Here is a 26,034-nt window from a genome sequence, read left to right as displayed (position 1 = left end):
AGGCCGGGCAAATGGAATTTGGCTTCACTACTGCCGCCTACGTTGTTGCGGCTGTTCTGTTCATCCTTTCGCTCGGCGGTCTGTCGAACCAAGAAAGCGCTAAGCGCGCGGTTTGGTACGGCATCGTCGGTATGGCGCTGGCGGTCTTTGCCACGCTGGTTGGCCCGGGTTCCGGCCTGTGGTTGCTGTCGCTGCTCCTGATCGTCGGCGGCGGTCTGATCGGTCAGTACGTGGCGCAGCGCGTCCAGATGACCGAGATGCCGCAGCTTGTGGCCGCGATGCACTCGCTGGTCGGTCTGGCGGCTGTGTTCGTGGGTTTCAATGCGCATTTTGAGATTGGCAACGTGGCGCAAGCCATGGCTATTGCTGACAGCGCGAAAGAAGCGGACCTGTCCAATCTGGGCGCCTTTGGCAAGCTGATTGCTAAGAAAACATCGGCCGAGTTGGCGATCCTGCATGTTGAACTGTTCCTCGGAATCTTCATCGGCGCGATCACCTTTACTGGTTCGGTCGTGGCCTATGGCAAGCTGGCCGGGAAGGTGACCTCGGCGGCGACCAAGCTACCCGGCGGCCACGCGCTGAACGCGGCAGCTGCGGGTCTCTCGCTGATCTGCCTGGTGTGGTACACCTCGACCGGTGGCTTCTTCCCGTTGTTCCTGATGACGCTGGCGGCGCTGTTTATCGGCTATCACCTGATCATGGGCATCGGTGGTGCCGACATGCCGGTGGTTGTGTCGATGCTGAACTCGTATTCGGGCTGGGCAGCGGCGGCCATTGGTTTCTCGCTGGGCAACGACCTGCTGATTGTGGTTGGTGCGCTGGTGGGCTCGTCTGGCGCGATCCTGTCTTACATCATGTGCAAGGCGATGAACCGTCACTTTGTGAGCGTGATCTTGGGCGGCTTTGGCGGCCCGCAGGGTGAACAGATGGCTGTTGAAGGCGAGCAGGTCGCGATTGAAGCTGACGGCGTGGCTGCGGCACTGAACGACGCCGATAGCATCGTCATCATCCCCGGTTACGGCATGGCCGTGGCACAGGCGCAGCAATCGGTCAGTGAACTGGTCCGTAAGCTGCGTGCCAAAGGCAAGAACGTGCGCTTCGCGATCCACCCAGTTGCGGGTCGTCTGCCCGGCCATATGAACGTTCTGCTGGCCGAGGCAAAGGTGCCGTATGATATCGTTCTGGAAATGGACGAAATCAATGATGACTTCCCTGACACGGATGTCGCCATCGTAATCGGCTCGAACGACATTGTGAACCCTGCGGCGCAGGAGGACCCCAACAGCCCGATCGCCGGGATGCCGGTTCTGGAATGCTGGAAAGCGAAGCAGGTGTTCGTGTCGAAACGCGGTCAGGGTACCGGGTATTCTGGAATCGAAAACCCGCTGTTCTTCAAGGAAAACACCCGCATGTTCTATGGCGATGCAAAGGCGTCCTTGGACAAGCTGTTGCCAATGATCGATTGATCACGGGACATGACCAAATTGCAAAGGGCGCCTTGGGGCGCCCTTTTCTTTTTTGATTGAGGGGGCTTTGCCCCCTTGGACCCCCCGGAGTATTTGGGGCCAGATGAAGCAAGCGGATATGGTATTACGGTGACGTTGGGCGATTGTTGGGAGGATTCAGATGCAGAAAGTGAATGGCATAGGTGGCGTGTTTTTTCGCGCTAAAGATCCGGAGGCTCTGAGTGCGTGGTATGAGGAGCATCTGGGAGTTAATCACTACGACCCCGTCCCCTGGAAACAGCGTGAAGGCTATACCGTGTTTGCGCCGTTTGCGCAGGATACCGATTATTTCGGCAGGGCTGATCAGCAATGGATGATCAATTTTCGTGTCGATGATTTGGATGCCATGATTGCACAGCTAGAGACTGCCGGAATTACAGTTGAAACGCATCCTGATTGGGATAGCGAGGTCGGCAATTTTGCACGTATTCACGATCCCGAGGGGAACCCCATCGAGCTCTGGCAGCCAAATCAATGACATAGCGGGTTGTATACCATTGTATCCTCTTAACTATATGAAATAAAAAGATAATTGATGTATTCCGTGAGCTGCGTATAGTGCCGGAAGCCTTGGGGAATGATCCATGACTCCGATAGATGACCATCCGCTGCGCTATGCGCTGGCCAATGAACTGCATGCGCGACCCTTTCCGGTGGCTTCAGCACCCTGCACCGTGGTATTTCTGGCGATCAAGAAAACGGATGCCGCAGCGGCCCGGGATCGCAATCTGGATATGGCGCATCTGATCGACTTGCTGAATCGCCACGGTGCGCAGCACCCGCAGCCAGGCGCGACGCATTATGCTGGTCAAATCGGGCGCCATTGGCTGAAATGGGAACAGCATACCGAGTTTGTGACATACACGGCCATTGCGCAGAATGTCAGTGATCGGGCTTTTAATCCCGCGGATTTCGAAGTGTTCCCGCCCGATTGGTTGATGGCTAGCCCGGGACGGCGGATCACATCGATCATGATGCGTGTGGTCGAGCGGTCAGAGGATGCCCTGGTCACGCAAGCGCTGTCGGACTGGTTCGAGCCTGAAAGCCTGGCTGTGGCTAGCGTTCTGGATGACTCGGCGATTTGCGCCAGCGATTTTCGTATCGACCCGACCGGTCACATGCGGTTTGCGCTGTTTGTTTCGAATTTTGCCGGTCAACGAAGAACCGGTCGAATTCTCCAGCGTCTTTGCGAAATCGAAACCTATAAAGCGATGTCCATGCTCGGCTTCGCCCGCGTCAAAGACCTGATGCCACGCATCGGTGAACTTGATAAGAAACTGTCCGATCTGATGGTCCAGATGACCGATGAATCCGCAGCCCCTGACGATCTGTTGCTGCAATTGTTGTCGACTTCGACCGAGTTGGAAACAATATCCGCGCGCACTTCGTTCCGTTTTGGGGCGACCGGAGCCTATGAGGCGATCGTCAACCAGAGGATAACGGTTCTGCGCGAGGAACGGTTTCAGGGTCGTCAGAACTTTGCTGACTTCATGATGCGCAGGTATGACCCTGCGATCCGAACAGTGAAATCCACCGAACGTCGCCTGCAAGCCTTATCCGACCGCGCCATTCGGGCGGGTGAGCTGTTGCGTACCCGGGTGGATGTTGAGCGTAGTGCGCAGAACCAGGCTTTGCTGGAAAGCATGGACCGACGCGCCGATCTGGCGTTGCGGTTGCAGCACACCGTCGAAGGGCTTTCAGTGGTTGCGATCAGCTATTATGCGGTCTCGCTTGTTAGCTACTTTCTGTATCCACTGACGAAGATCGGGATCAGCAAGGGGATGCTGACAGCAGCGGTGACAGTCCCGGTTGTACTGGGAGTTTGGCTTGCCATACGTCAAATTCGCAAGCGGTTGGAATAGACGGTATTTGCCAAATGCCGAAGGACCTGTAGAACCGTCATAATTTGGCAATATTCTCGAGGGTAATCCGTGATCGGTATATTGGCAGCATGGCGCGCAGTCGCCGCCATGTTCATCCTAAATGGTGCTTTGTTTGGCATTTGGGCCTCGCGCATTCCAGCGGTACGCGACCGGCTGGAACTAAGCCACGAGGCACTAGGGTATGGCCTACTGTTTATGGCAGCAGGTGCGGTTTGTTCTTTTCCTATCACCGGGAAACTGACGGATCGGTTTGGGGCTGTGGCGATCACCCGGATCATCGCGGTTCTTTATACTGCCTCGCTGATCCTGCTGGCGTTTGCGAATGGGTTCTGGGCGCTGACCGCGTTCCTGTTCGTATTTGGTGCATTTCACGGTTCGATGGACGTAGCCATGAACGCTTGGGCCGCCGAAGTTGAGCAGACCTATGACAAACCAGTCATGTCATCGTTCCATGCAATGTGGAGCCTCGGCGCAGGGCTAGGGGCTCTCAGCGGCTATGCTGCGGTTCAAATGGGGCTGAGCGTGGTTCAGCATTTCCTGCTGGCAGGGGGCATCGTTGTGGGGCTGGCATTGGCTCTGTCCTGGGTGCAATGGACGTCTCGTCGGTCGGAAGCCAAGAAAGGATCGGTTTTTGCATTGCCTTCCGGTGCTTTGGTGCTGGTTGGATTTACGGCACTCTGTGGAGCTTTGGGTGAGGGCGCGGTGGCAGATTGGAGTGCGATCTTCCTGCGTGACGTGACAGGTGCCGCTGAGAGCATTGCAGCGCTAGGCTATGCTATATTCTCGGTAACAATGGTGCTGTTTAGATTGGCAGGCGGTTTTGTAATTTCCCGATTTGGACCCGTGGCGACGGCACGTTTTGGCGGCATCTGCGCTGCACTGGGTGTGTATACCGTGGTATCAGCCAGTGAGGCAGGGCTCGCTCTGGCAGGGTTTGCCCTGATGGGGCTCGGCTATGCTGTGATCATGCCTTTGGCGTTTAGTCGTGCCGCAAATGATCCGCGTGTCCCACCGGGTCAGGCGATCGCTAGTGTCGCGACTTTGGGGTACGGAGGGTTGTTGATCGGGCCGCCCCTGATCGGGTTCTTGGCGGAATTGATGACCTTGAGATTGGCGTTTGCGGTTCTTTTGCCGCTGGCCGTCCTGATCATTGTGCTAGCCGGCGCGCTGAAGCGCGCCGACTGAAGTTGCTTAGCGTCCGCGAATACGCGGATCGAGCGCGTCGCGTAGTCCGTCGCCCAGATAGTTCACGCTCAACACGGTCAGCGATATTGCAAGTCCGGGCCAGAACACTCGCTCAGGGTATTGCTGCAAATAGTCGACGCCGTCGAACAGCAGGCGGCCCCATGTCGGGAAGTCCGGCGGGAAGCCGAGGCCGAGGAAGGATAGAGCGCTTTCTGTGATGATCGCCGTCGCGATACCCAAGGTTGCAGACACCATGATTGGAGACAACACGTTCGGCAGGATATGCCGCGTAATGATCTGCGTGTTGCTGGTGCCGATGGACCGTGCAGCAAGAACGAACTCACGTTCCTTGATTGCCAACACATCGCCGCGCACGATCCGGGCGGTGGGCATCCAAGAGGTGATCCCGATGGCGCAGACGATCAGTATGAAAATCCCGCGTTCCAGCCCGAATGCAGCGGACAAAGGCTCGCGAAACAGCAGCATCATCACCAACAACAAGGGCAACAGAGGCAGGGCCAGGAACAAATCGGTCAGGCGCATCAGCGGCCCATCAAGGCGTTTGAAGAACCCGGCGACTACTCCGATCAATGACCCAAGGAACAGAGCCAGCAGCATCGCAGTGATGCCCACTGAAACCGAGGTCTGCCCACCCGACATCATCCGCGCCAGAATATCGCGACCCAACTGGTCGGTCCCAAAGGGATGCGCCCAACTGGGACCTTGATTGCGCGAACGGATGTCGATCTGAGTGGGATCAATGCTCCACAAGTAGGGACCCAAATAAACACCGGCTACGATGAAGATGAACAGAATCGCTCCAATCATCGCGCCTTTGTGGGTTTTGAACTGGTCCCAGACATCGCGCCACTGGCTGCGGGGTGGCGTAGTCAGCTCTTCCATAACGTCAGTGGTTGGCAGAGCGGTCGAGGCGGGCGCAAGTCCTTCGTCCGGGACCAGCGTATCGGTACGATCATGATCAGTCATAGCGAATCCTCGGGTCCAGAATGCCGTAGAGCACATCGGCGATCAGGTTGAACAGCACGATCAGCACCGCAAAGATGAAGGTTAGCGTCTGCACCATCGGCAGATCATTGGCCTGGATGGCCCCGATCAGTAATTGGCCGATACCGTTCACCTTGAACACCTGCTCGGTGATGATGGCGCCGCCGAAGATGGCCGGGATACCCAGTGCAATCACGGTGACCACGGGGATCATTGAGTTGCGCAGGACATGGACCATGACCACGGTGTACTCGCTGAGGCCCTTGGCACGCGCGGTACGGACGTAATCCTGATTGAGATTGTCCAGCATCGAAGCGCGCATGAAGCGGCTCAACTGCGCAGTGATCTGCAACGCCAAAACCATGACCGGCATGATCATCTGTTTCAGCTGCAACATGAAACTGTCCCAACTGTTCACCACCAGGGTGGTATCGTAAATCGACGGAAACCAGCCGAGCTGAACCGAGAAGATCACGATTACCAGCACGCCCGAGAAGAAGGGCGGAACCGAGAAACCGACCATCGACACGAATGTGCCCATCTGGTCGAACCAGGAATACTGACGGTACGCGGAATAGATGCCGATGGGCAGGGCGATCAGAATGGCGACCACATAGGCGGTGCCAACAACCCACAGGGTCTGCGGGATACGCTGAACGACGATGTCCATGACGGGTGAACGAGTCTGCCACGAAATCACACGCAGATCACCTTCGGAAAAGGTCGTGCCAAACATCGCATCGATTAGCACCTGCGGTTCAATCCAGAAGAATTGCACGATCCATTTCCAGAACCGGATATGCATCGGCTGACCGAGGCCAAGTGCCTCGCGCATCTTCTCTTTGACTTCGGGGGGGACGGTGAGCGGGACCTGCGCCATCGGGTCGCCAGGTGCGAGTTCGAGGAGCAGGAAGATGACGAGGCTGATGAACAGAAGCGTCGGAACCGCCAGCACCAGTCGTCGAATGGTAAAGTTAAGCATTAAGAGGCGCCTTTATATGCGTCTTCTTGTTGGAGTGGTCTGCAACTGACCGCGCCCCGAAAGTGATCGGGGCGCGGTTTTGCAAGGCTAACGCTTAGGAACCTGTCTTGCGGTACCAGTCCGCAATGTTCCACAGCTCGCTGTCCCAAACATTCAGGACAACACCACCCAGAGTGTTTGCGTGCGCTGACAGACGACCGCGGTGAACCAGCGGGATCATACCGCCGTTTTCGACCATGATGTCATTCAACTGACGCGCGATCTGCGCGCGCTCATCCGCACCAGCGGTTTCGGCCAGCTGTGCGTGCAGCTTGTCATAGTCCGCGTTGCAGAAACGGCTGATGTTTTCGCCCTGCCACTGGCTTTCCGGCTTGGGTGCCTTATCGCACAGGCCGTTGCCCAGATAGGACTGCGGATCGGTGCCATTGAAGGTGTTCGCATACATCTCAACGTCTGCGTAGAACTTCTGGAAGGTATCGGGCGAGCCCGGATCTCCGCCGAAGAAGACAGATGCGTTGATATTGCGCAGCTCGGTTTCGATGCCGATCTGGCTCCACCACTCCTTGATCAGCGCTTGGAAGTCCTGACGGACGGCGTTGGTCGAGGTCTGATAGACCACTTTCAGTGGCACACCGTCTTTTTCACGAACGCCGTCGCCATCGGAATCGACGATGCCCGCATCATCAAGCAGCTTTTTCGCGCCTTCTATGTCCTGCGTGTCGCAGCTGAAGGTGTCGGAATTCACCGCTGCAGGTGCGGGAACCCAGTTACAGGTGACCTTACCGGCCTGACCGTATCCGATTTCAACCAGCAGTGGCCGGTCGATGGCCAGCGACATCGCCTTATATACAGCCGGATCCTGCAGGAACGGATGCGGATGCGTTGCAGTTGAACGCTCGCCTTCCGGCAGATCTGGCGACGGGTTGGTCTGGTTCAGCATGATGCGTTCAACCAACGGACCAAAGCCTGCAACCGGAGTACCTTTGCCGCCTTCCTGCATCTGCGCGATGACTTCAGGTGCCAGCTGCAGGTTCCAAGCATAGTCAAACTCGCCGGTTTCCATCACCGCACGGCCAGCTGCTGTCGCGTCGCCGCCGCCTTTGAAGGTCACGGTTGCAAAGGCTGGTTTCGCCGGGTCGCGATAGTTGTCGTTAGCCTTGAAGGTGATCACGTCATTGGGCTTGAATTCGGTGACAACAAATGGGCCGGTGCCGATCGGGTTAAAGTTCTGCTCGGTGCATTCGGGTGCTTTGGCCCCCATGCAATCCGCGAACTGGGCCGCCTGGATGATCGGGCTTTCGCCACCCACGAACGGGCCATAGGGGAACGGAGTCGGCGCATCGAATGTGACTTTGACAGTCAGATCATCGACAGCCTCAACATTGGTGACGCCTTCAAATTTGGTCACCTGCGCACAACCGCCTTCTGGGTCCATGCAATAATTTGCGGTAAACACAACGTCAGCTGAGGTGAACGGTGTGCCGTCTGACCATGTGATTCCCGGCGCGATTTTCCAGGTGATTGAGGTCAGGTCTTCGCTGACACCACCATTTGCAACCGTTGGGATCTCGGATGCCAGGAACGGAACCATTTCGCCGTCTTGGTTGTACCGGGCCAGGGGCTCAATCACCAACGAGGCTGATTCCACATCCTTGGTGCCACCCGAAAGGAACGGGTTCAGAATTGATGGGGCCTGCCAGTAAATAATGCTGACATTGCCGTCCGATCCGCGCTCGGCCATGGCCATTGGGGCCATTGCCGTGCTTGCAATCGCACCAAGCAAAAGGGTTTTGATTTTCATCATACACTCCATGTTGGACACGTACGTGTCTCGATTATCTCCGCGATGCCCGCGGATTTGGCGTTGCCGTCAAAAGGGGTAAGAGTATGGAAACAAACGAAAACGATAGTTTCGCCCACGTGTTTTCCGTCCTCTCCCCAGAACGGTTACGCGGCGTATCGAAACAGAGTTTTGGAAAATTGCAAGCCTTGCCGTGCGAATTTTGACCAATCGGTTTGACTTTTCACATCCCTCGGCCTTAGCGTTTGGCACTCAGTCCGAATAGCCGCCAAGGGGAGAGCGCGCGTGCTGGATCAGCCAATTGCCCAGATCAAAAAACTACGGGTCGAATTCCAAACAAAAGATGGCCCGGTGGTCGGGGTCGAGGATGTCTCGTTCGAGGTCAATCCGGGCGAAACCGTCTGTATCGTAGGCGAATCGGGGTCGGGCAAGTCGGTCTCATCCTTGTCGTTGATGCGCCTGGTCGAGTTCGGCGGAGGCGAAATTGCGGGCGGGCAGTTGCTGTTCGACCGCCGAGATGGCGAAGAGATGAATTTGGCCGGTGCCGATCAGGATCTGATGAAACAGATTCGCGGAAACGAGATCGGAATGATCTTTCAGGAGCCGATGACGGCCTTGAACCCAGTGTTCACCGTTGGACTGCAATTGACTGAAGGATTACGAATCCACAAGGACATGAACAAAGCGCAGGCCGAGGACCGCGCGCTGGAGCTGCTGCGGCAGGTGAGAATCCCCGAACCCGAACGGCGCCTGAAACAATATCCGCATGAACTGTCCGGCGGTATGCGCCAACGCGTGGTAATCGCCATGGCGATGGCATGTGAGCCGCGCCTGCTGATCGCGGACGAGCCCACAACAGCACTGGACGTGACCATTCAGGCCGAGATCCTGGCGTTGATGGATCGCCTCAAGCGTGAAACCGGCACAGCGGTCATGTTCATCACCCACGATATGGCTGTGGTTGCACAGATGGCGGATCGTGTTGTGGTCATGTTCAGGGGTAACAAAGTCGAAGAGGGTACGGTCAAAGAAATCTTCGAGAACCCGCAGCACGACTACACCAAGGCACTGTTGGCAGCGGTTCCGAAACTGGGTGAGATGCAAGGCAAAGCCGCACCTGAGCCAATGAAACTGCTGGGTGAGGAAGGCCAGACCATCGCGCCGATCCCGGGCACCAACGAGGTTCTGCTGACGGTCAAGAACCTGACCACGCGCTTTGCGGTGAAAGGCGGATTGCTGCGCCGGACTATCTCGAACGTGCATGCGGTCGAAGATGTCTCGTTCACGCTGAACCGGGGGCAGACCCTCAGCCTCGTGGGCGAATCTGGGTGCGGCAAGTCGTCGGCAGGGCGCTCGATCCTGCGGCTGGTCGAACCGATGGCGGGTGAGGTTGATCTGGACGGGGTCGACATCATGAAGCTGGATCAGGCCGGGCTGCGCAAAGCGCGGCTGGACATGCAGATGATCTTTCAGGATCCGTTCGCCTCGCTCAATCCGCAGATGCAGTTGGTCGATCAGGTGGCCGAGCCGATGCGCAACTATGGCGTTGCGTCAGGATCCGAATTGCAGGACCGCGTGGCGCAACTTTTCGATAAAGTGCAGCTACCGCGCAGCTTCATGCGCCGCTTCCCGCATGAGATGTCCGGTGGTCAGCGGCAACGGATCGCGATCGCCCGCGCACTGGCGCTGAACCCCAAATTGATCATCGCGGATGAGGCTGTATCGGCACTGGACGTCTCGGTTCAGGCACAGGTGCTGAATCTGATGATGGAGCTGCAATCCGAACTTAGCCTCAGCTATCTGTTCATCAGCCACGATATGGCAGTGGTCGAGCGAGTCAGTCACCATGTCGGTGTGATGTATCTGGGGCGTATTGTCGAACTGGGTCCGCGTGCCCGCGTATTCGAAAACCCGCAGCATGCATATACGCAAGCCTTGATGAAAGCGGTTCCGATTGCGGACCCGAACAAGCGCAAGTCTGAAAAAGATCTGAACTTCAAGCCTATTCCGTCCCCGATTCATCCAATCGGTTACGAGCCGGAGCCATCGGAGTACAATGAGGTCGAGCCCGGTCACTTCGTGTTGACGACTGACAGCGGATATTAATTCCCATGGCCGAACGCCTGACGCCGCTTGAAATCATGGCCCGGCTGATTTCGTTCCCAACGGTCAGCCGCGACACAAACCTTCCGCTGGTGGATTGGGTCGAGCGGTATCTGCAAAGCCATGGAATCGACTCCCATCGCTGGCCGGATCCGGACCAGCCGCACAAGGCGGCAATTTTCGCGCATGTCGGCCCTTGGGAAGAGGGTGCTATCGTGCTGTCGGGGCACACGGATGTTGTGCCGGTCGATGGCCAACCCTGGGATACAGATCCTTTTGTCGTAACCGAGAAAGACGGAAAGTATTACGGGCGTGGCACCTGCGATATGAAGGGCTTTGACGCACTGGCGATTTGGGCTCTGGTTGAGGCGCAATACGCTGATGTGAAACGCCCCCTGCAATTGGCGCTGAGCTTTGATGAAGAGGTGGGATGCACAGGTGCGCCGCCGATGATTCAGGCTATGCAGAAGGTCTTACCCAAGGGCTCGGCAGTGATCGTGGGCGAGCCGTCAACGATGCAGGCTGTTACCGGACACAAAGGCGGGTTCGGCTACGACACACATGTGGTGGGGTTCGAAGTTCACAGCTCGATCATGCATACCGGTGTTAATGCGATCATGGCGGCCGCACCGCTGATCGATTGGGCCAATCAGCGCAACGCTGAAAATATGGCGGCGGAACCATCAGACATTGCCGCCGTATTCGACCCGCCGTGGACGACATGTCATGTCGGCATGATCGAGGGTGGCACAGCGCATAACATCACCGCCAAGGATTGCCGGTTCATGATGGATTTCCGGGTTGTGCCCGGCGAACAAGCTGCACAATGGCGCGACGCCTATCTTGATCAGGTTCGGCAGGCTGAGGTGCAGATTCAGGCCGTTCATCCCGAAGCACGCATAGACGTGTCCGATCATTTCGCTGTGCCTGCATTGGTGCCTGAAACCGAAGGTGAGGCTGAGATACTTGTACGCTCTCTGACTGGCGACAACGCGACTCATGTCGTCAGCTACGGCACAGAGGCGGGACAATTCCAAGAGGCCGGGTACTCGGCGGTAATTTGCGGCCCCGGCGATATAGCCCAAGCGCATCAACCTAATGAATTCATAGAAGTTTCGCAGTTCGATGCGGGTCACAAATTCATGGAGCGTCTGGTCCAGCGTCTCTGCAAATAACACCTGAAGGGAGATCTAAGATGCCCGTCAAGAACCGGCTTGCCGATATGCATGGTCAAATCACCAAGTGGCGCCGCCATCTGCATATGCACCCTGAGTTGCTGTACGATGTCGAAGAAACGGCGGGTTTTGTCGTTGATCGTCTACGCGAGATCGGAGTCGATGACATCACGCCTGGCATCGGCAAAACTGGTGTTGTCGCGGTGATCAAAGGGCGCGAAAATACGAAGGGTCGGGTTATCGGACTGCGTGCCGATATGGATGCTCTGCCGATCGAAGAGGCGACCGGGCTTGACTATGCCTCGACCGTTTCGGGCAAGATGCATGCATGCGGGCATGACGGTCATACCTCGATGCTGCTGGGGGCGGCGCAATATCTCGCTGAGACGCGGAATTTCGATGGCACCGTGGTTCTGATCTTTCAACCTGCCGAGGAAGGCGGGGCAGGTGGTCTGGCGATGTGCCAGGACGGGCTGATGGATCGTTGGGGCATCCAAGAAGTCTATGGGATGCACAATATGCCCGGGATGCCGGTTGGGGAATTCGCCATCCGCCCAGGCGCATTGCTGGCCTCATCAGACGAGTTCGAAATTGTGGTGACTGGCAAAGGCGGCCATGCTGCTGCCCCGCATGATGCGGTGGATACGACGCTGGTTGCATCGCATATTGTCGTTGCACTGCAATCGGTTGTGTCGCGTACCGTCGATCCGATCAAACGTGTCGTGCTGACCGTCGGAACATTTGAAACCGACAGCGCTGCTTCGAATGTGATCGCCCATACGGTACGTCTGCAAGGCACGGTTCGTACGCTTGATCCCGAATATCGCAAGATCGCGGAAGAGCGCGTGCGACGGATCGCTGAAGATACGGCCTCGGCCTTTGGGGCAACCGCGAAAATGACATGGACACCAGGGTATCCGGTGACCGTGAACTCGGAGGCTGAAACGGTTTTTGCTGCTGAAGCCGCAGAGGCGGTCTCAGGTAAGATCAACGACAGTACCGATCCGATCATGCCATCAGAAGATTTCGCTTACATGCTTGAAGAACGGCCCGGAGCCTACATCTTTATCGGGAATGGGGACACGGCCATGTGCCATCACCCAGAATACAATTTTGACGACGACGCCATACCCGCCGGCTGCAGTTGGTTTGCAGAGCTGGTGGAACGACGAATGCCCGTCGCCTGATTTGGGAGGATCAGATGCCAATCAAGAACCGACTTGCCGAAATGCACGAAGAAATCACCGGTTGGCGGCGGGATATCCATCAACATCCCGAGATCCTCTATGACACCCACCGCACAAGCGCTTTGGTGGCCGAAAAGCTGAAAGAGTTCGGTTGCGATGAGGTCGTGACCGGCATTGGCCGGACCGGTGTTGTTGGCGTGATCAGAGGTAAAACCGACAAGCAGGGCCGCGTGATCGGGCTGCGCGCCGATATGGACGCGCTGCCAATGCAAGAGCAGACTGGTCTCGACTATGCGTCGAAGACTGATGGCGCCATGCATGCCTGCGGGCATGATGGCCATACCGCGATGGTTCTGGGGGCGGCGAAATACCTATCGGAGACGCGGAATTTCGATGGCACAGCCATCGTGATCTTCCAACCGGCGGAAGAGGGCGGCAACGGGGCCGAGGCAATGTGCAAGGACGGTCTGATGGATCGGTTCGGCATTCAGGAAGTCTATGCCATGCACAATGTGCCCGGTGTGCCGACAGGGCAGTTTGCGATCCGGTCGGGCCCGCTGCTGGCGGCTGCGGATGAGTTCGACATTCGTCTGGAAGGCCGGGGCGGCCACGCGGCCAAACCGCATGAAACCATTGATACGACAGTGATGTTGTCGCAGCTGATTGTGGCGCTGCAAACCATAGTATCGCGCAACGCAGACCCGACCTTGCAGGCGGTTCTGTCTGTGACCTCGGTCGAGACCTCATCCAAGGCGTTCAACGTGATCCCGCAATCGGCGGAGGTGAAGGGCACCGTGCGAACCCATTCAAACGAAATGCGCGATCTGATCGAGCAGCGTTTGACCGAGGTCAGCCAAGGGATCGCCGAGACCTTCGGGGGCACAGTCAAAGTCACCTATACGCGCGGCGTTCCGGTGACGATCAACGCCGAGGAACAGACGGGTTATGCCGCCGAGGCCGCAATTTCGGTGGGCGGAAGTTGCGGCGAAGCACCGATGGTAATGGGGGGCGAGGATTTCTCGTTCATGCTGGAAGAACGCCCCGGGGCCTTCATCGTGTTGGGCAATGGCGATACCGCCGGGCTGCACCACCCCGAATACAACTTCAACGATGAGATCATCCCGCTGGGATGTTCATGGTTCGCCGAAATGGTCGAGCGCCGGATGCCCGCCGCTTGAATTAGGAGAGAGAAAAGATGCCAGTTAAGAACCGCTTTGCTGAATTGCAGGCCGAAATCACCGAATGGCGACGTGATATTCATGAAAACCCAGAGATTCTGTTTGAAACTCACCGCACCAGCGCCCTGGTCGCGGACAAACTAAATGAGTTTGGCTGTGACGAGGTCGTCACTGGGATCGGGCGCACCGGTGTTGTTGGTGTGATTAAGGGCAAATCTGATTCCAACGGAAAGGTCATCGGCCTGCGTGCTGATATGGATGCGCTGCCGATTCTTGAGGCGACGGGGCTGGCTTATGCCTCAAAGACCGATGGCGCGATGCATGCCTGTGGTCATGATGGTCATACAGCAATGCTGCTTGGTGCAGCGAAATATCTGTCGGAGACGCGCAATTTCGACGGCACAGTCGTTGTGATTTTCCAACCTGCCGAAGAAGGTGGCGGCGGCGGTCGTGAGATGTGCGAAGACGGCATGATGGAGCGTTGGAATATCCAAGAGGTCTACGGCATGCACAACTGGCCTGGCCGTCCGGTGGGCAGTTTCGCCATCCGTCCGGGTTCGTTCTTTGCTGCGACTGATCAGTTTGACATTACCTTTGAGGGCCGCGGTGGCCATGCCGCGAAGCCACAGGAGACCATCGACACAACCGTCATGACCGCTCAGGCGGTTCTGGCGTTGCAGACGATTGCTTCGCGCAATGCGGACCCGATCGATCAGGTTGTGGTGTCAGTGACGTCGTTCGAGACGTCTTCGAAGGCGTTCAATGTTATTCCACAAACGGTGCAGATCAAAGGTACCGTGCGTACCATGAGCAAAGAGATGCGTGATTTGGCGGAAAAGCGGATCAATGAGATTTGCAATGGTGTCGCGGCAACGTTCGGTGGATCGGCAGATGTGACCTATATTCGCGGGTATCCGGTCATGGTGAACAGCGACGAACAGACGGATTTTGCTGCCGGGGTAGCGAAGTCGGTCTCGGGCAGTTGCGATGAGGCACCCTTGGTTATGGGTGGTGAGGATTTCGCATTTATGCTCGAAGAACGTCCGGGCGCTTATATCCTGGTGGGCAATGGCGACACGGCGATGGTTCATCACCCGGAGTATAACTTCAACGATGAGGCTATTCCTGCCGGGTGCAGCTGGTGGGCTGAGATTGTCGAGCAGAGGATGCCTGCTGCTTGAAGGTGAGAGGCGAGGGGCCAGCCCCTCGCGCTCTCCGGGATATTTTTAACCAGAAGAAGCGGGATCGGTGCCCAAGGTCAGTGGAGTGAAAGGCGGTTGCACAGCGTGTCGATCACCTCGTCCAACGCGGATTTTTGCGTGTTGACGCAGGCTTGGGCTGCGGTTTGCGCTGCGGCAAGAACGTCCTTTTCCGACAGCCATAGGGCGACCGAATCTGAAAGGTCGCTGGCAGAATTGACCAAGACCGCGCCGCCGGTTTCGATCAAGGGTGCAAATGTTTCGGCAAAATTGAAGAAGCCCGGACCAGTGATTACTGCGGCCCCGGCTTGCGCAGGTTCAAAAGGGTTGTGGCCTCCGATCTCCTTGAGCGAGCCACCTAGGAAAACGATCGGGCAAAGTGCGTACCAGGTTCCGGTTTCGCCTAATGTATCTGCGACATAAACCTGAGTGTCTGACCTGATCGGCTGATCCGTACTGCGTTGAGCAGTCGACAGGCCGGCATCGCCTGCGAGCTTAATAACCTCATCCCTGCGTTCAGGGTGGCGCGGGATCAGTAGCAGCAGAAGATCAGGCCAACGCTGCAACAATAACCGATGAGCCGCCAGAACGATTTCTTCCTCACCTGAATGCGTCGAACTGGCGATCCACATTGGGCGTCCAGCGATCTGTGATTTGATCGCGTCTAGTGTTTCCTGGTGGACGGGCAGCGGATCAGACATGGCTTTGAGGTTCGTGCCGGGTTGGACACGTTTAGCATCAGCGCCCATGTCGATCAGGTTGTCGGCTGTTTTGGTGTTTTGAGTTAGAAACAGCTTGAACTGATCTAGAATGAAGCGTGCGGTTTTGGGGCGTTTTTTCCATCCAGTGGCTGATTTGTCTGACAGACGGGCATTGAGCAATGCCAGTGGCGCGCCATTCTTGGTGGCTTCAACAATCAATCGTGGCCAGATTTCGCTTTCAACGAAGATTCCTGCGCTGGGCTGCCAATGGTCCAGAAACCGGTGCACCGGAGTCGCGCTGTCCAGCGGTGGGTATTGATGGCGGGTGCGCGCAGGAAGGCGTTTCCCGATCAGTTCCGCGGAAGTCGGGGTACCTGAAGTGATCAGAAATTCGGCTTCCGGTAAGCTATTTCCCAATCGATTGATCAGGCTTAGGACTGAAAGGCTTTCACCTACACTGGCGGCGTGGAACCAGATCAGTTGCCCTTGCGGGCGAGGCAGACTGGCATGGCCCAGTCGTTCCTGCTGGCGAGTATTGGAGACGCCTGCAGCCTGCATTTTTCCACGGACTTTACGCCAGACCAGCGGTTCGGCGGTCGTCATCAGGCCGCAGTACAAATTGTACAGCAGAGTAGGCTGTGGGCTTTCGGGCATTTCAGCCGCCTGTATGGCTCATATGACGGCTCATTTGGCCGTCGATAGACTGCCTCGAGTAATCGAAGTCATGACCCTTGGGCTTGAGGTTGATAGCAGCCCGGATCGCCTTTTCAAGCGGTTGCTCCGTATCGGGATGGTCGCGCAGAGGACCGCGCAGATCCGCCATGTCTTCTTGACCCAGGCACATATACAGCTCACCCGTGCAGGTTAGGCGCACGCGATTGCAGCTTTCGCAGAAATTATGCGAAAGGGGTGTGATGAAACCTATTTTCTGACCCGTTTCTTCTAGCCGCACATAGCGCGCCGGGCCGCCGGTGCGTTCAGCCAGATCGGTGACAGCATAGTGGTTTTCGTATTCCTTGCGGACGTCTTTGAGCGACCAATATTGATCTAGGCGGTCCTCGTTGCCGATATCGCCCATGGGCATGACCTCGATCCAGGTAAGGTCCATGTCGCGCTCGGCACACCAGTCAGTGATCTTGGGCAGTTCTGGTTCGTTGAAACCTTTAAGCGCAACAGCGTTGATCTTGACACGCAGCCCGGCCTTTTGCGCCGCGTCGATGCCGTTCAGTACCTGTTTGAGGCGGCCCCAGCGGGTGACCTTTGCGAATTTGTCCTCGTCCAGAGTATCCAGCGATACATTCACACGTCGCACGCCCGCCGCATAAAGTTCTTCGGCGAAACGATGCAGTTGTGAACCATTGGTTGTCAGTGTCAGCTCTTTCAGGGCACCGCTATCCAGATGCCGTGTCATGCTGTTGAAGAAAGACATGATGTTCCGGCGCACCAGGGGCTCTCCTCCGGTGATGCGCAGCTTTTCGACGCCCAGGTTCACGAACGTGGTGCACATGCGGTCCAGTTCTTCCAGCGTCAGAAGGTCTTTTTTGGGGAGGAACTTCATATCCTCGGACATGCAATAGACGCAGCGAAAATCACAGCGGTCCGTGACGGAGACGCGGAGATAGGTGATGGCGCGGGCAAATGGGTCGATTAGCGGAGCTGTCATGGCTCATAGGTAAAGCGGAGGCCCGGCCGCGGCAAGGGCGAACTGAGTTTTGGGCTGGAACAGTCAAGCTGAGAAGAATAGGGTTTTCGGCATGAAACATGCTTTGGTTTTGGTTTGTGTTTTTGTCGCTGGCTGCGATGCGGTTCGGTCCGCCACGGACCGAGTGTTTAGTGGGTCATCCACAGCGCCTGTGACCGCGCCTGCCGCACCAGAGACTGCTGAGGAGGTGCCCGAACCTGTCGTCGCTACGGTCGGTTGGGCGGGTGCAAAAACGACGGTCGCAGGACTTGGCGATCCGAATACGCCGGGACGTTGGCTGCAAACGCCCCTGGTTAAGACCGAAATCAATGGTCGTATCATTGTACCGCGTACAGGCGCGCAGGCCTATGTTGCGCTTATCCCTGCGCCGGGGCCTGAAGGCGGTGGAAGCCGTTTGTCACTAGAGGCAATGCGCGCATTGCTTGTGCCGTTTGATGAGCTGGTAGAACTGGAAGTCTATTCCGACTGAGCGCGCAGGTATTTGCCCGCTTCTTTGCGGGCAAATGGTTTCATGTTTGCGCCGTGCGTTTCAAGAAATGCGACGACGCGCTGTGAATCGTGCTTTGACAATTCGCGCAGCCACCATGCGATGGCTTTCTGGATAAACCATTCCCGGTCAGGGACATAGCTTGCAGCCCAACCAAGAATACGGTCGCGGCACTCCAACTCTTCCGGTTTTGGGTGGTTCTGTTTGGTCCAGGGCAAGGTGGCGACCAGCGCGGCACGCTTAGTCCACATGTGGTTTGATTTGGTCCACTGTTCGACCTGATCCAGCCGCGTCGGATCGGCTGTCAGGCGCTTTTGCATTGCCATGCAGGCATGGTCGGCCACCGCCCAGGCGTCGAATTCTGGCAGCCAGCTTTGCAACAGATCCCATACCGTGTCATCGGGGCGGATTCGGGCTTGGGTCAACAACTTTGCCGCAGCGACCCGTGCTTCATGGATGTTGGTCCGCCACAAACTGTCGGCGACGGCGACGCGGTCAGCGATTTCGAGTTCACGCCGCCACTCCTTGGTCAGATCGTTGAGCACCGGATTCGGAACACCCAGATAAGGACGATCAACCTTGTGATAGGCCGCCACCTGTTCTGCGCGTTCAGGATCGGCATGTGCTTTGATCTGATCCAGATAGGCCAGCATGTGCCGTCACTCGACCGTGACGGATTTTGCCAGATTGCGCGGCTGATCCACATCTGTACCTTTAGCCACCGCCGTGTGGTAGGCCAGCAGTTGCGCGGGCACCGAATAGAGGATCGGTGCAAGGCTGGTGTGCACATGTGGCATACGGATCGTACTCCAAACCCCATCTTCAGCCTCAGCGATACCGTCATCATCCGAGACAAGGATAACCTTGCCCTTACGCGCCATCACCTCCTGCATGTTCGAAACTGTCTTGTCGAAAACTGCGTCGCGCGGTGCCATGACAACAACCGGCATATGCTTGTCGATCAGGGCGATGGGGCCGTGTTTCAGCTCACCCGACGCGTAACCTTCGGCGTGGATGTAGCTAATTTCCTTGAGCTTCAGCGCACCTTCCATGGCCAGAGGGTACATGAGGCCACGGCCCAGGAACAGCACGTCGCGCGCCTCGGATAGACGTTGGGCAGATTGGCGAATAGCGTCGTTCTGATCCAGCGCTGCATTCAGAACTGTCGGCAAGCCGCGAAGGGCGGCCGCGTGATCGGCGATCTCTTCATCGTTCAGCGTGCCTCGATCTGCAGCGGCTTTGAGGGCAAGCATCAGCAACACGCTAAGCTGACAGGTGAACGCCTTGGTCGAGGCAACACCGATCTCAACACCCGCATGGATTGGTAAAGCCATATCGCTTTCGCGCGCAATCGAGCTTTCGGCGACATTGACGACCGAGACGATCTTGTCTGCCTTGCCTTCGCAATAGCGCAGGGCAGCAAGCGTGTCGGCGGTTTCGCCTGACTGGCTGACAAACAGCGCAAGCGTCCGGTCCGAGATCGGAGGCTCGCGATAGCGGAACTCGCTGGCGATATCGACTTCAACTGGCATCTTGGCCAGTTGTTCGAACCAGTATTTCGCCGTCAGGCAGGCATAGAATGCAGTACCGCAGGCCACCATGGTCAGACGGTCCAGCTTGGTGAAATCCAGATCGTCACCGGGCAACACCACCTGATCGCCTCCGGTCGGAAGATACGAGCGGATGGCTTCGGCCACCACAACAGGCTGCTCGGCAATTTCCTTGGCCATATAGTGCTTGTGGCCGCCTTTGTCGGCACGGGTCTGATCGATTTGAATTTGCCGGATTTCGCGGTTGGCAAGCTCACCGATTTCGGTTCGAATCTCCAGCGAAGTGCGGGTCAGTACCGCCCGATCACCTTCTTCAAGATAGGTGATGCGATCGGTTAGCGGGGCCAATGCGATAGCGTCCGAGCCGACAAACATCTCACCATCGCCATGACCTATCGCCAGAGGCGAGCCCTTACGCGCTGCGACGATCAGATCTTCTTGCCCGTCGAATAGGAAGGCGAGTGCGAATGCGCCTTTGAGCCGGTCGATCGTATTGAACGCAGCGTCAATCGGCGATTGTCCTTCGGACATGTACCGTTCTGTCATCAAGGCAACGGTCTCGGTGTCAGTGTCCGTGACGAAGTCAACACCATGTTCAGCCAACTCAGCCCGCAGTTCGCGATAGTTTTCGACGATACCATTGTGCACAACAGCGACAGGTCCCGCCCTATGCGGATGCGCGTTGTTCACTGATGGCGCCCCATGGGTCGCCCAGCGGGTATGACCGATGCCGGATTTCCCGGCCAATGGCTCATGCACCAAAAGGTCGCTCAGGTTCACCAACTTGCCAACAGCCCGACGACGCCCAAGCGCGCCATCATTAACAGTAGCGATACCCGCACTGTCATAGCCGCGATACTCAAGTCGCTTCAGTGCTTCGACCAGAATAGGGGCGGCTTCGTGGCTGCCCAGAACACCAACAATTCCACACATAATTCAGGCTCCTTTGTCGCGGCGAGCCTTCTTCGCCTTCAACATTTCAAACAATTTGCGCGCGTAGCCGGGCTTATTCTCTTGCTTGGCACGCGCCACGGCCAATGCGTCTGGCTCAACATCCTTGGTGACTACGGTCCCCGTGGCGGTCATCGCGCCGTCACCCAGAGTGACCGGGGCCACAAGCATCGTGTTCGATCCGATGAACACGTTTTCCCCGATGGTCGTTTTGTGCTTCATCACGCCGTCATAGTTGCAGGTGATGGTTCCAGCACCGATATTTGTAGCCGCCCCAACCGAAGCGTCGCCGATATAGCTGAGGTGATTCACCTTTGCGCCTTCTGCGATCTCGGCGTTCTTGATCTCAACAAAGTTGCCGATTTTCGCGTTTTCAGCCAGCTCTGCACCCGGGCGTAGGCGGGCATAGGGTCCGACCACGGAACCTCGGCTGACATGGCAGCCTTCGAGATGCGAAAACGCCCGGATCGTTGCGCCGCTTTCCACGGTTACACCGGGGCCAAAAACCACATTTGGTTCAATGACAGTGTCGCGACCAATCACGGTATCTGCTGCCAGATACACAGTACCAGGTGCCATCAAAGTGACTCCCAGATCAAGTAGTTCGGAGCGCGCCTGTTCTTGGAACACTGCATCCGCTGCCGCCAGATCCGCGCGGGAGTTCACACCCAATGTCTGCGCTTCATCGCAGGCCACGGCAGTTACGTTAAGACCCTTGTAGCGGGCTATCTCAACGACGTCGGTCAAATAATATTCACCCGAGGCATTGTCGTTTCCAACCGCATCGATAAGTGAGAAAAGGGTTTCAGCGTCACACACCAAAAGGCCTGAGTTACAGAAGGTTATGGCGCGTTGTTCGTTAGTGGCATCCTTGAATTCAACAATCCGCTCGAGCGAGTCACCATCCATGACCAAGCGACCATAACGGGCGGGATCTGCAGCTTCGAACCCAAGAATGACCAGATCGTTTTTTGTGCGCGCTTCAATCATTCGCTGCAGGGTGTCGGGCTGCAGAAACGGGGTATCGCCATAGAGGACAACCACGTCCCCCTGAAAACCATCCAGCGCGGCACGCGCCTGCGCAACCGCGTGGGCCGTGCCAAGCTGCTCTTCCTGCACCGCAATGCTGGCGTTTTCATCTTCGGCTTCAGCCACGCGTGCAACGGCTTCCGCGCCGTGGCCGGTAACAATCACGGTGCGCTCGGGAGTCAGGACAGCACCGGCACGCATGGCATGAACCAGCATCGGCACCTGAGCAATCGGGTGAAGGACTTTGGGAATATCAGAGTTCATCCTTGTGCCTTTTCCGGCGGCAAGAATGACAAGGGCATTGCTCATGAAATCATTTTCTCTTTTGTTTTGTTGTGGCCCGTTTTATCCGCTGTGGTCAAAGGCGCAAGCGGTTCGGCCATCAAAGAAGATTGCCGTTTGCAACACGACATGGCGGAATCCCGCCGGTTCAGGAGGTAAGAATGCGTACGGTAATCTTCGATTTGGATGGAACTTTGGCAGATACGTCCGGTGATTTGCTGGCCGCTGCAAACCACTGTTTTCGCGAGATGGGTCATGGAGATGTACTGATGCCCGAGCTTGATGCGGCGGTTTCGGTGCGCGGTGCACGTTTGATGTTGTCCCATGGATTGAAGCGGGTCGGCGCCTATGATGCGGATGTTGTCGAAGCCTATTATCCGGTCTTTCTGGAGGTCTATGGGCAAGCGATCGATACGCATACCTATTTCTATCCCGGTGCGCTTGAAGCCGTCGAAGCACTGAAAGGTGCGGGTTATGGCGTGGGTATCTGCACCAACAAGCCAGAAGGCCTTGCTGATCTGCTGCTGTCCCGGATGGGCGCGCGCGATCGTTTCGCTTCGCTGGTAGGGGCCGATACGTTGCCGGTGCGCAAACCTGATCCTGAGCCTTTGCGTGAAGCGGCGCGCCGCGCCGGGGGGCATCCCGATCATTGCGTGCTGATCGGCGACTCGGATACCGACCGGAACACGGCGCGGGCTGCAGGCGTGCCTTCGGTTCTGGTGACTTTCGGCCCGTCAGGCGATGAAATGGCCGCGCTGCAGCCCGAGGCGTTGCTGCATCATTTTGATGATTTACCGAAACTGGTCTCCGATTTGATCGGAGCGGCCGTGTGATCCCTTGACCCGCTTGAGACTCCGCACCAAAACAGACCTATGACCGAGACATTCACGGGTAATTTCACCCAGCAAGAGCCCATCCCCGAAGACGCCATTGAGGCTGCCGTGGCCGTCCTGCGCCATGGTCGGTTGCATCGCTATAACGTTGCTCCGGACGAATTGAGCGAAACTGCGCTGCTGGAACAGGAATTCGCCGCCCAGATGGGGGCGAAATACTGTCTGGCGGTCTCATCGGGAGGCTACGCTCTGGCCACAGCGTTGCGGGCAGTTGGCGTAAAACCGGGCGATCCGGTTCTGACCAACGCGTTCACTCTGGCGCCGGTGCCGGGGGCGATTGCGTCGGTAAGCGCAAAGCCGGTCTTTGTTGGTGTGACCGAAGCCCTGACCATCGATCTGGATGATCTTGAGGCCAAGCTGGATCAGGCTAAGGTGTTGATGCTGAGCCACATGCGTGGGCATCTATGCGATATGGATCGCCTGATGCAGATGTGTGATGCGGCGGGTGTGATCGTGATCGAAGATTGCGCCCATACCATGGGCGCTGCCTGGCGCGGGCAGCTGTCTGGGCGGCAGGGGGCCATCGGATGTTACTCGTGCCAGACCTATAAACATGTCAATTCGGGCGAGGGCGGGTTGCTGATCACGGATGATCCGGAACTGGGCGCCAAGGCTACGATGTTGTCCGGGTCTTACATGCTTTATGAACGCCATCTGGCAGCGCCCGGGCCGGAGGTTTTCGAGCAGATCAAATACACCACCCCCAATGTCTCGGGCCGGATGGACAATTTGCGTGCGGCGATCTTACGTCCGCAGTTGCGCGATCTGGACCGGCAGGTGCAGCGCTGGAATGAACGATATGATGAAATCGAGCATGGTCTGCGGGGAACACCCGGTTTGAAAATCGTAGAGCGGCCCGATGCTGAGACCTATGTCGGTTCGTCGATCCAATTCCTGTTGCTGGACTGGACGCCCGAGCGTATTGCCGAGGTCATCCAGCGCTGCGCCGCGCGCGGGGTTGAACTGAAGTGGTTCGGAGGGGCCGAGCCGTCGGGCTTTACCTCACGCTATGACAGTTGGCGCTATGCCGACAGTACCCCTATGCCGGTCAGTGATCGGATATTGGCCGGGATCATGGATATGCGCGTTCCGCTGACCTTCTCGCTAGAGGATTGTGGCCAGATCGCGCGCATTATCCGGGCTGAGGTCAGCGCGGTCTATCAGTCGTAATCCAGCGGAGTGCGCTTTCAGCGCACGCTCGACCTTTTTGGAAAACGCCGCCCCTTGCCGGGCGGCGTTTTGCGTTTGCCTGCGCGTCGTCGTTGACCGTAGGGGGAATCGCTGCTATTTGGTTATTGAACGCTTGTTCATTAATGCAATCGGAGGAGCCCTGCATGTTTATGGCCACAATGCAATTCGATCTGGGCGAGGACGTGAACGCCCTGCGTGAGATGGTTCACCGTTGGGCGCAGGAACGGGTCAAGCCGATGGCGGCCGAGATTGACGCCTCCAATGCCTTTCCGAACGAGCTGTGGAAAGAGATGGGCGATCTTGGCCTGCTGGGCGTCACCGTGCCAGAAGAGTATGGCGGTGCAGGAATGTCCTATCTGGCGCATACCATTGCAGTGGAAGAGGTGGCGCGCGCCTCGGCCTCGGTCTCGTTGTCTTATGGGGCGCATTCGAACCTGTGTGTGAACCAGATCAAGCTGAATGGGACGGATGAGCAGAAACAGAAATATCTGCCGCGCCTGATTTCGGGTGATCATGTGGGCGCGCTTGCAATGTCCGAGTCCTCGGCTGGGTCGGATGTGGTCTCGATGAAGCTGCGGGCGGAAAAGCGCAATGATCACTATCGCCTGAATGGCAACAAATATTGGATCACCAATGGGCCGGATGCAGATACTCTGGTCGTTTATGCCAAGACGGACCCCGAGGCCGGATCGAAGGGGATCACGGCTTTTTTGATCGAGAAAGAGATGAAGGGATTCTCGACGTCTCCGCATTTCGACAAGCTAGGGATGCGTGGTTCGAATACGGCTGAGCTGATCTTTGAAGACGTCGAAGTGCCGTTCGAGAATGTTCTGGGCGAAGAGGGCAGGGGTGTAGCCGTCCTGATGTCCGGTTTGGATTACGAGCGCGTCGTACTCGCTGGGATTGGGACAGGTATCATGGCGGCTTGTCTGGATGAGGTCATGCCCTATCTGGCCGAGCGCAAGCAATTCGGCAAGCCGATCGGGTCGTTCCAGCTGATGCAGGGCAAGATCGCTGACATGTACACCGCAATGAATTCAGCCCGGGCTTATGTCTACGAGGTCGCAAAAGCCTGTGATCGGGGGGATGTGACCCGACAGGATGCTGCAGCGTGCTGTCTTTATGCGTCGGAGCAGGCAATGGTGCAGGCGCATCAGGCCGTTCAGGCTTTGGGCGGGGCCGGGTTCCTGTCGGATTCGCCGGTCAGCCGGATTTTCCGTGATGCGAAGCTGATGGAGATCGGCGCGGGTACCAGCGAAATCCGCCGGATGCTGATTGGGCGCGAAATGATGAACAAGATGTTGTGACGAAAAACCCCGCAGTTCATTGAACCACGGGGCTTTTCGCGATTGGATCAGAAACGATGCACGTAGGACAGGCCAATCAGGAACGGGTCGATTTCGGCAGTGCCGATGTCGTTGCCGTCGAGTTTGACGTCCGAGTCGATGTCGAACCAGCGCACGTTCAGACGCACCGCGCCTTTCTCCGTGACCATGTAGTCCAGACCGGCCTGCAGCGAGACGCCAAAGGAATTGTCCAGATCCAAATCACCCAGGGGCGAGTCTTCTTCGAAGAAGATGGTGTAGTTCAGACCCGCGCCGACATAGGGTTTCCACGCGCTATTGGTCGGGAAATGATAGTTCAGCGAAAGGGTGGGCGGCAGGTGTTTGACGCTTCCGGCATCAACGCTGCCACCAAGAGTGACGTCATGTTTGTAGGGGGTCGAGGCCAGCAATTCGATCCCGAGGTTGTCCTGAACGAAGTACTCGACGGTGAAGATGGGGCGCGTGTCCGAGTCAACGTCGGCGTCAAACCCAGCGAGCGAGCCGTTCTCGGATTTGGGATCCAGATAACCGACACCAACACCGACCGTCCAATCACCCTGCGATTGGGCGAATGCGGGGGCAGCCAGCGCGACAAGCACGGTGGAAAGGGTCAAAGCGGCGAGTTTCTTTGTCATATTCATGCCTTTGGTTGCGTCAATGTGGACCTTGTGGATGGCGCGATGCCGCCAAACTCTGATCTGCATCAATTTCGCATCGAAA

General features: G+C 57.1%; 22 protein-coding genes. 13 read left to right on the top strand and 9 right to left on the bottom strand.

Annotation, left to right across the window (positions count from 1 at the left end; genetic code table 11):
* Window positions 1-11: 11 nt before the first annotated feature.
* From G7G_RS0117800 to G7G_RS0117785, 4 genes are all read left to right on the top strand, one after another.
* On the top strand, window positions 12-1,466 hold the full coding sequence (locus G7G_RS0117800) for an NAD(P)(+) transhydrogenase (Re/Si-specific) subunit beta (protein WP_010442808.1): 1,455 nt from the start codon (window positions 12-14) through the stop codon (window positions 1,464-1,466).
* Window positions 1,467-1,626: 160 nt separating this feature from the next.
* Entirely contained in the window at window positions 1,627-1,983 is a 357-nt protein-coding gene (locus tag G7G_RS0117795) for a VOC family protein (RefSeq protein WP_010442807.1), read from the top strand.
* Between the two features lie 106 nt (window positions 1,984-2,089).
* The gene (locus G7G_RS0117790) at window positions 2,090-3,367 is read left to right on the top strand and encodes a DUF3422 family protein (RefSeq protein WP_010442806.1); all 1,278 of its coding nucleotides are present in this window, start codon (window positions 2,090-2,092) and stop codon (window positions 3,365-3,367) included.
* Between the two features lie 69 nt (window positions 3,368-3,436).
* A complete protein-coding gene (locus tag G7G_RS0117785) occupies window positions 3,437-4,573 on the top strand; it encodes an MFS transporter (protein ID WP_010442805.1) in 1,137 nt (378 codons plus the stop codon).
* A gap of 6 nt (window positions 4,574-4,579) precedes the next feature.
* Here G7G_RS0117785 and G7G_RS0117780 read toward each other — a convergent pair whose 3' ends face one another.
* The 3 genes from G7G_RS0117780 to G7G_RS0117770 all read right to left on the bottom strand — a co-directional run bounded on the left by G7G_RS0117780 (window position 4,580) and on the right by G7G_RS0117770 (window position 8,361).
* Complete coding sequence (locus G7G_RS0117780; RefSeq protein WP_010442804.1) at window positions 4,580-5,560, bottom strand: ABC transporter permease; 981 nt, start codon at window positions 5,558-5,560, stop codon at window positions 4,580-4,582.
* Window positions 5,553-6,560 carry an ABC transporter permease gene (locus G7G_RS0117775; RefSeq protein WP_010442803.1) on the bottom strand — a complete coding sequence of 336 codons (1,008 nt, stop codon included), beginning with the start codon at window positions 6,558-6,560 and terminating at the stop codon, window positions 5,553-5,555. The genes G7G_RS0117780 and G7G_RS0117775 overlap by 8 nt, the downstream gene beginning before the upstream one ends.
* A gap of 94 nt (window positions 6,561-6,654) precedes the next feature.
* Entirely contained in the window at window positions 6,655-8,361 is a 1,707-nt protein-coding gene (locus tag G7G_RS0117770; protein ID WP_010442802.1) for a peptide ABC transporter substrate-binding protein, read from the bottom strand.
* A gap of 285 nt (window positions 8,362-8,646) precedes the next feature.
* Here G7G_RS0117770 and G7G_RS0117765 point away from each other — a divergent pair, with 285 nt between their 5' ends.
* Genes G7G_RS0117765 through G7G_RS0117745 form a run of 5 tightly spaced genes read left to right on the top strand, consistent with a single transcriptional unit; the run spans window position 8,647 to window position 15,185 of the window.
* Window positions 8,647-10,467 carry an ABC transporter ATP-binding protein gene (locus G7G_RS0117765; RefSeq protein ID WP_010442801.1) on the top strand — a complete coding sequence of 607 codons (1,821 nt, stop codon included), beginning with the start codon at window positions 8,647-8,649 and terminating at the stop codon, window positions 10,465-10,467.
* Between the two features lie 5 nt (window positions 10,468-10,472).
* A complete protein-coding gene (gene argE, locus G7G_RS0117760) occupies window positions 10,473-11,639 on the top strand; it encodes an acetylornithine deacetylase (protein WP_010442800.1) in 1,167 nt (388 codons plus the stop codon).
* A gap of 20 nt (window positions 11,640-11,659) precedes the next feature.
* A complete protein-coding gene (locus G7G_RS0117755; RefSeq protein WP_010442799.1) occupies window positions 11,660-12,826 on the top strand; it encodes a M20 aminoacylase family protein in 1,167 nt (388 codons plus the stop codon).
* 14 nt (window positions 12,827-12,840) lie between these two features.
* Window positions 12,841-14,004 carry a M20 aminoacylase family protein gene (locus G7G_RS0117750; RefSeq protein WP_010442798.1) on the top strand — a complete coding sequence of 388 codons (1,164 nt, stop codon included), beginning with the start codon at window positions 12,841-12,843 and terminating at the stop codon, window positions 14,002-14,004.
* 17 nt (window positions 14,005-14,021) lie between these two features.
* Window positions 14,022-15,185: a M20 aminoacylase family protein gene (locus tag G7G_RS0117745; RefSeq protein WP_010442797.1), complete on the top strand. Its 1,164-nt coding sequence runs from the start codon at window positions 14,022-14,024 to the stop codon at window positions 15,183-15,185.
* 77 nt (window positions 15,186-15,262) lie between these two features.
* On the opposite strand, the gene G7G_RS0117740 is transcribed toward G7G_RS0117745, so the two are convergent.
* Both G7G_RS0117740 and moaA read right to left on the bottom strand, forming a co-directional pair.
* Window positions 15,263-16,558 carry a 3-deoxy-D-manno-octulosonic acid transferase gene (locus G7G_RS0117740; protein WP_010442796.1) on the bottom strand — a complete coding sequence of 432 codons (1,296 nt, stop codon included), beginning with the start codon at window positions 16,556-16,558 and terminating at the stop codon, window positions 15,263-15,265.
* A 1-nt stretch (window position 16,559) separates the two neighbouring features.
* Window positions 16,560-17,567: a GTP 3',8-cyclase MoaA gene (gene moaA / locus G7G_RS0117735; RefSeq protein ID WP_010442795.1), complete on the bottom strand. Its 1,008-nt coding sequence runs from the start codon at window positions 17,565-17,567 to the stop codon at window positions 16,560-16,562.
* Window positions 17,568-17,658: 91 nt separating this feature from the next.
* Between moaA and G7G_RS0117730 the strand changes: the two genes are divergently transcribed.
* Complete coding sequence (locus G7G_RS0117730; RefSeq protein WP_010442794.1) at window positions 17,659-18,075, top strand: hypothetical protein; 417 nt, start codon at window positions 17,659-17,661, stop codon at window positions 18,073-18,075.
* Here G7G_RS0117730 and G7G_RS0117725 read toward each other — a convergent pair.
* Genes G7G_RS0117725 through glmU form a run of 3 tightly spaced genes read right to left on the bottom strand, consistent with a single transcriptional unit; the run spans window position 18,063 to window position 21,932 of the window.
* On the bottom strand, window positions 18,063-18,746 hold the full coding sequence (locus G7G_RS0117725) for a DNA alkylation repair protein (RefSeq protein WP_010442793.1): 684 nt from the start codon (window positions 18,744-18,746) through the stop codon (window positions 18,063-18,065). The genes G7G_RS0117730 and G7G_RS0117725 overlap by 13 nt on opposite strands.
* Before the next feature lie 6 nt (window positions 18,747-18,752).
* Window positions 18,753-20,576, bottom strand: coding sequence for a glutamine--fructose-6-phosphate transaminase (isomerizing) (gene glmS, locus G7G_RS0117720; RefSeq protein ID WP_010442792.1), 1,824 nt, complete (start codon window positions 20,574-20,576; stop codon window positions 18,753-18,755).
* A gap of 3 nt (window positions 20,577-20,579) precedes the next feature.
* Window positions 20,580-21,932, bottom strand: coding sequence for a bifunctional UDP-N-acetylglucosamine diphosphorylase/glucosamine-1-phosphate N-acetyltransferase GlmU (gene glmU, locus G7G_RS0117715; RefSeq protein ID WP_010442791.1), 1,353 nt, complete (start codon window positions 21,930-21,932; stop codon window positions 20,580-20,582).
* A gap of 134 nt (window positions 21,933-22,066) precedes the next feature.
* Between glmU and G7G_RS0117705 the strand changes: the two genes are divergently transcribed.
* The 3 genes from G7G_RS0117705 to G7G_RS0117695 all read left to right on the top strand — a co-directional run bounded on the left by G7G_RS0117705 (window position 22,067) and on the right by G7G_RS0117695 (window position 25,296).
* Complete coding sequence (locus G7G_RS0117705) at window positions 22,067-22,738, top strand: HAD-IA family hydrolase (RefSeq protein WP_010442789.1); 672 nt, start codon at window positions 22,067-22,069, stop codon at window positions 22,736-22,738.
* Window positions 22,739-22,777: 39 nt separating this feature from the next.
* Window positions 22,778-23,968: a DegT/DnrJ/EryC1/StrS family aminotransferase gene (locus G7G_RS0117700; RefSeq protein ID WP_010442788.1), complete on the top strand. Its 1,191-nt coding sequence runs from the start codon at window positions 22,778-22,780 to the stop codon at window positions 23,966-23,968.
* A gap of 164 nt (window positions 23,969-24,132) precedes the next feature.
* Complete coding sequence (locus tag G7G_RS0117695) at window positions 24,133-25,296, top strand: isovaleryl-CoA dehydrogenase (protein ID WP_010442787.1); 1,164 nt, start codon at window positions 24,133-24,135, stop codon at window positions 25,294-25,296.
* A gap of 47 nt (window positions 25,297-25,343) precedes the next feature.
* Here the strand turns inward: G7G_RS0117695 and G7G_RS0117690 are convergent, their stop codons facing one another.
* Entirely contained in the window at window positions 25,344-25,949 is a 606-nt protein-coding gene (locus G7G_RS0117690; RefSeq protein WP_029622149.1) for an OmpW/AlkL family protein, read from the bottom strand.
* Between the last annotated feature and the right edge of the window lie 85 nt (window positions 25,950-26,034).

The sequence above is a fragment of the Ruegeria conchae genome, from assembly GCF_000192475.1.
Taxonomy (GTDB): domain Bacteria; phylum Pseudomonadota; class Alphaproteobacteria; order Rhodobacterales; family Rhodobacteraceae; genus Ruegeria; species Ruegeria conchae.
This window is presented reverse-complemented; position numbering and strand designations above follow the sequence as displayed.

What these genes read in the sequence shown, in the direction of transcription:
- G7G_RS0117800 (WP_010442808.1), top strand. Translation starts at nt 12, where the DNA reads ATGGAATTTGGCTTCACTACTGCCGCCTACGTTGTTGCGGCTGTTCTG.
- G7G_RS0117795 (WP_010442807.1), top strand. Translation starts at nt 1,627, where the DNA reads ATGCAGAAAGTGAATGGCATAGGTGGCGTGTTTTTTCGCGCTAAAGAT.
- G7G_RS0117790 (WP_010442806.1), top strand. Translation starts at nt 2,090, where the DNA reads ATGACTCCGATAGATGACCATCCGCTGCGCTATGCGCTGGCCAATGAA.
- G7G_RS0117780 (WP_010442804.1), bottom strand. Translation starts at nt 5,560, where the DNA reads ATGACTGATCATGATCGTACCGATACGCTGGTCCCGGACGAAGGACTT.
- G7G_RS0117775 (WP_010442803.1), bottom strand. Translation starts at nt 6,560, where the DNA reads ATGCTTAACTTTACCATTCGACGACTGGTGCTGGCGGTTCCGACGCTT.
- G7G_RS0117770 (WP_010442802.1), bottom strand. Translation starts at nt 8,361, where the DNA reads ATGAAAATCAAAACCCTTTTGCTTGGTGCGATTGCAAGCACGGCAATG.
- argE (WP_010442800.1), top strand. Translation starts at nt 10,473, where the DNA reads ATGGCCGAACGCCTGACGCCGCTTGAAATCATGGCCCGGCTGATTTCG.
- G7G_RS0117755 (WP_010442799.1), top strand. Translation starts at nt 11,660, where the DNA reads ATGCCCGTCAAGAACCGGCTTGCCGATATGCATGGTCAAATCACCAAG.
- G7G_RS0117750 (WP_010442798.1), top strand. Translation starts at nt 12,841, where the DNA reads ATGCCAATCAAGAACCGACTTGCCGAAATGCACGAAGAAATCACCGGT.
- G7G_RS0117745 (WP_010442797.1), top strand. Translation starts at nt 14,022, where the DNA reads ATGCCAGTTAAGAACCGCTTTGCTGAATTGCAGGCCGAAATCACCGAA.
- G7G_RS0117740 (WP_010442796.1), bottom strand. Translation starts at nt 16,558, where the DNA reads ATGCCCGAAAGCCCACAGCCTACTCTGCTGTACAATTTGTACTGCGGC.
- moaA (WP_010442795.1), bottom strand. Translation starts at nt 17,567, where the DNA reads ATGACAGCTCCGCTAATCGACCCATTTGCCCGCGCCATCACCTATCTC.
- G7G_RS0117730 (WP_010442794.1), top strand. Translation starts at nt 17,659, where the DNA reads ATGAAACATGCTTTGGTTTTGGTTTGTGTTTTTGTCGCTGGCTGCGAT.
- G7G_RS0117725 (WP_010442793.1), bottom strand. Translation starts at nt 18,746, where the DNA reads ATGCTGGCCTATCTGGATCAGATCAAAGCACATGCCGATCCTGAACGC.
- glmS (WP_010442792.1), bottom strand. Translation starts at nt 20,576, where the DNA reads ATGTGTGGAATTGTTGGTGTTCTGGGCAGCCACGAAGCCGCCCCTATT.
- glmU (WP_010442791.1), bottom strand. Translation starts at nt 21,932, where the DNA reads ATGAGCAATGCCCTTGTCATTCTTGCCGCCGGAAAAGGCACAAGGATG.
- G7G_RS0117705 (WP_010442789.1), top strand. Translation starts at nt 22,067, where the DNA reads ATGCGTACGGTAATCTTCGATTTGGATGGAACTTTGGCAGATACGTCC.
- G7G_RS0117700 (WP_010442788.1), top strand. Translation starts at nt 22,778, where the DNA reads ATGACCGAGACATTCACGGGTAATTTCACCCAGCAAGAGCCCATCCCC.
- G7G_RS0117695 (WP_010442787.1), top strand. Translation starts at nt 24,133, where the DNA reads ATGTTTATGGCCACAATGCAATTCGATCTGGGCGAGGACGTGAACGCC.
- G7G_RS0117690 (WP_029622149.1), bottom strand. Translation starts at nt 25,949, where the DNA reads ATGACAAAGAAACTCGCCGCTTTGACCCTTTCCACCGTGCTTGTCGCG.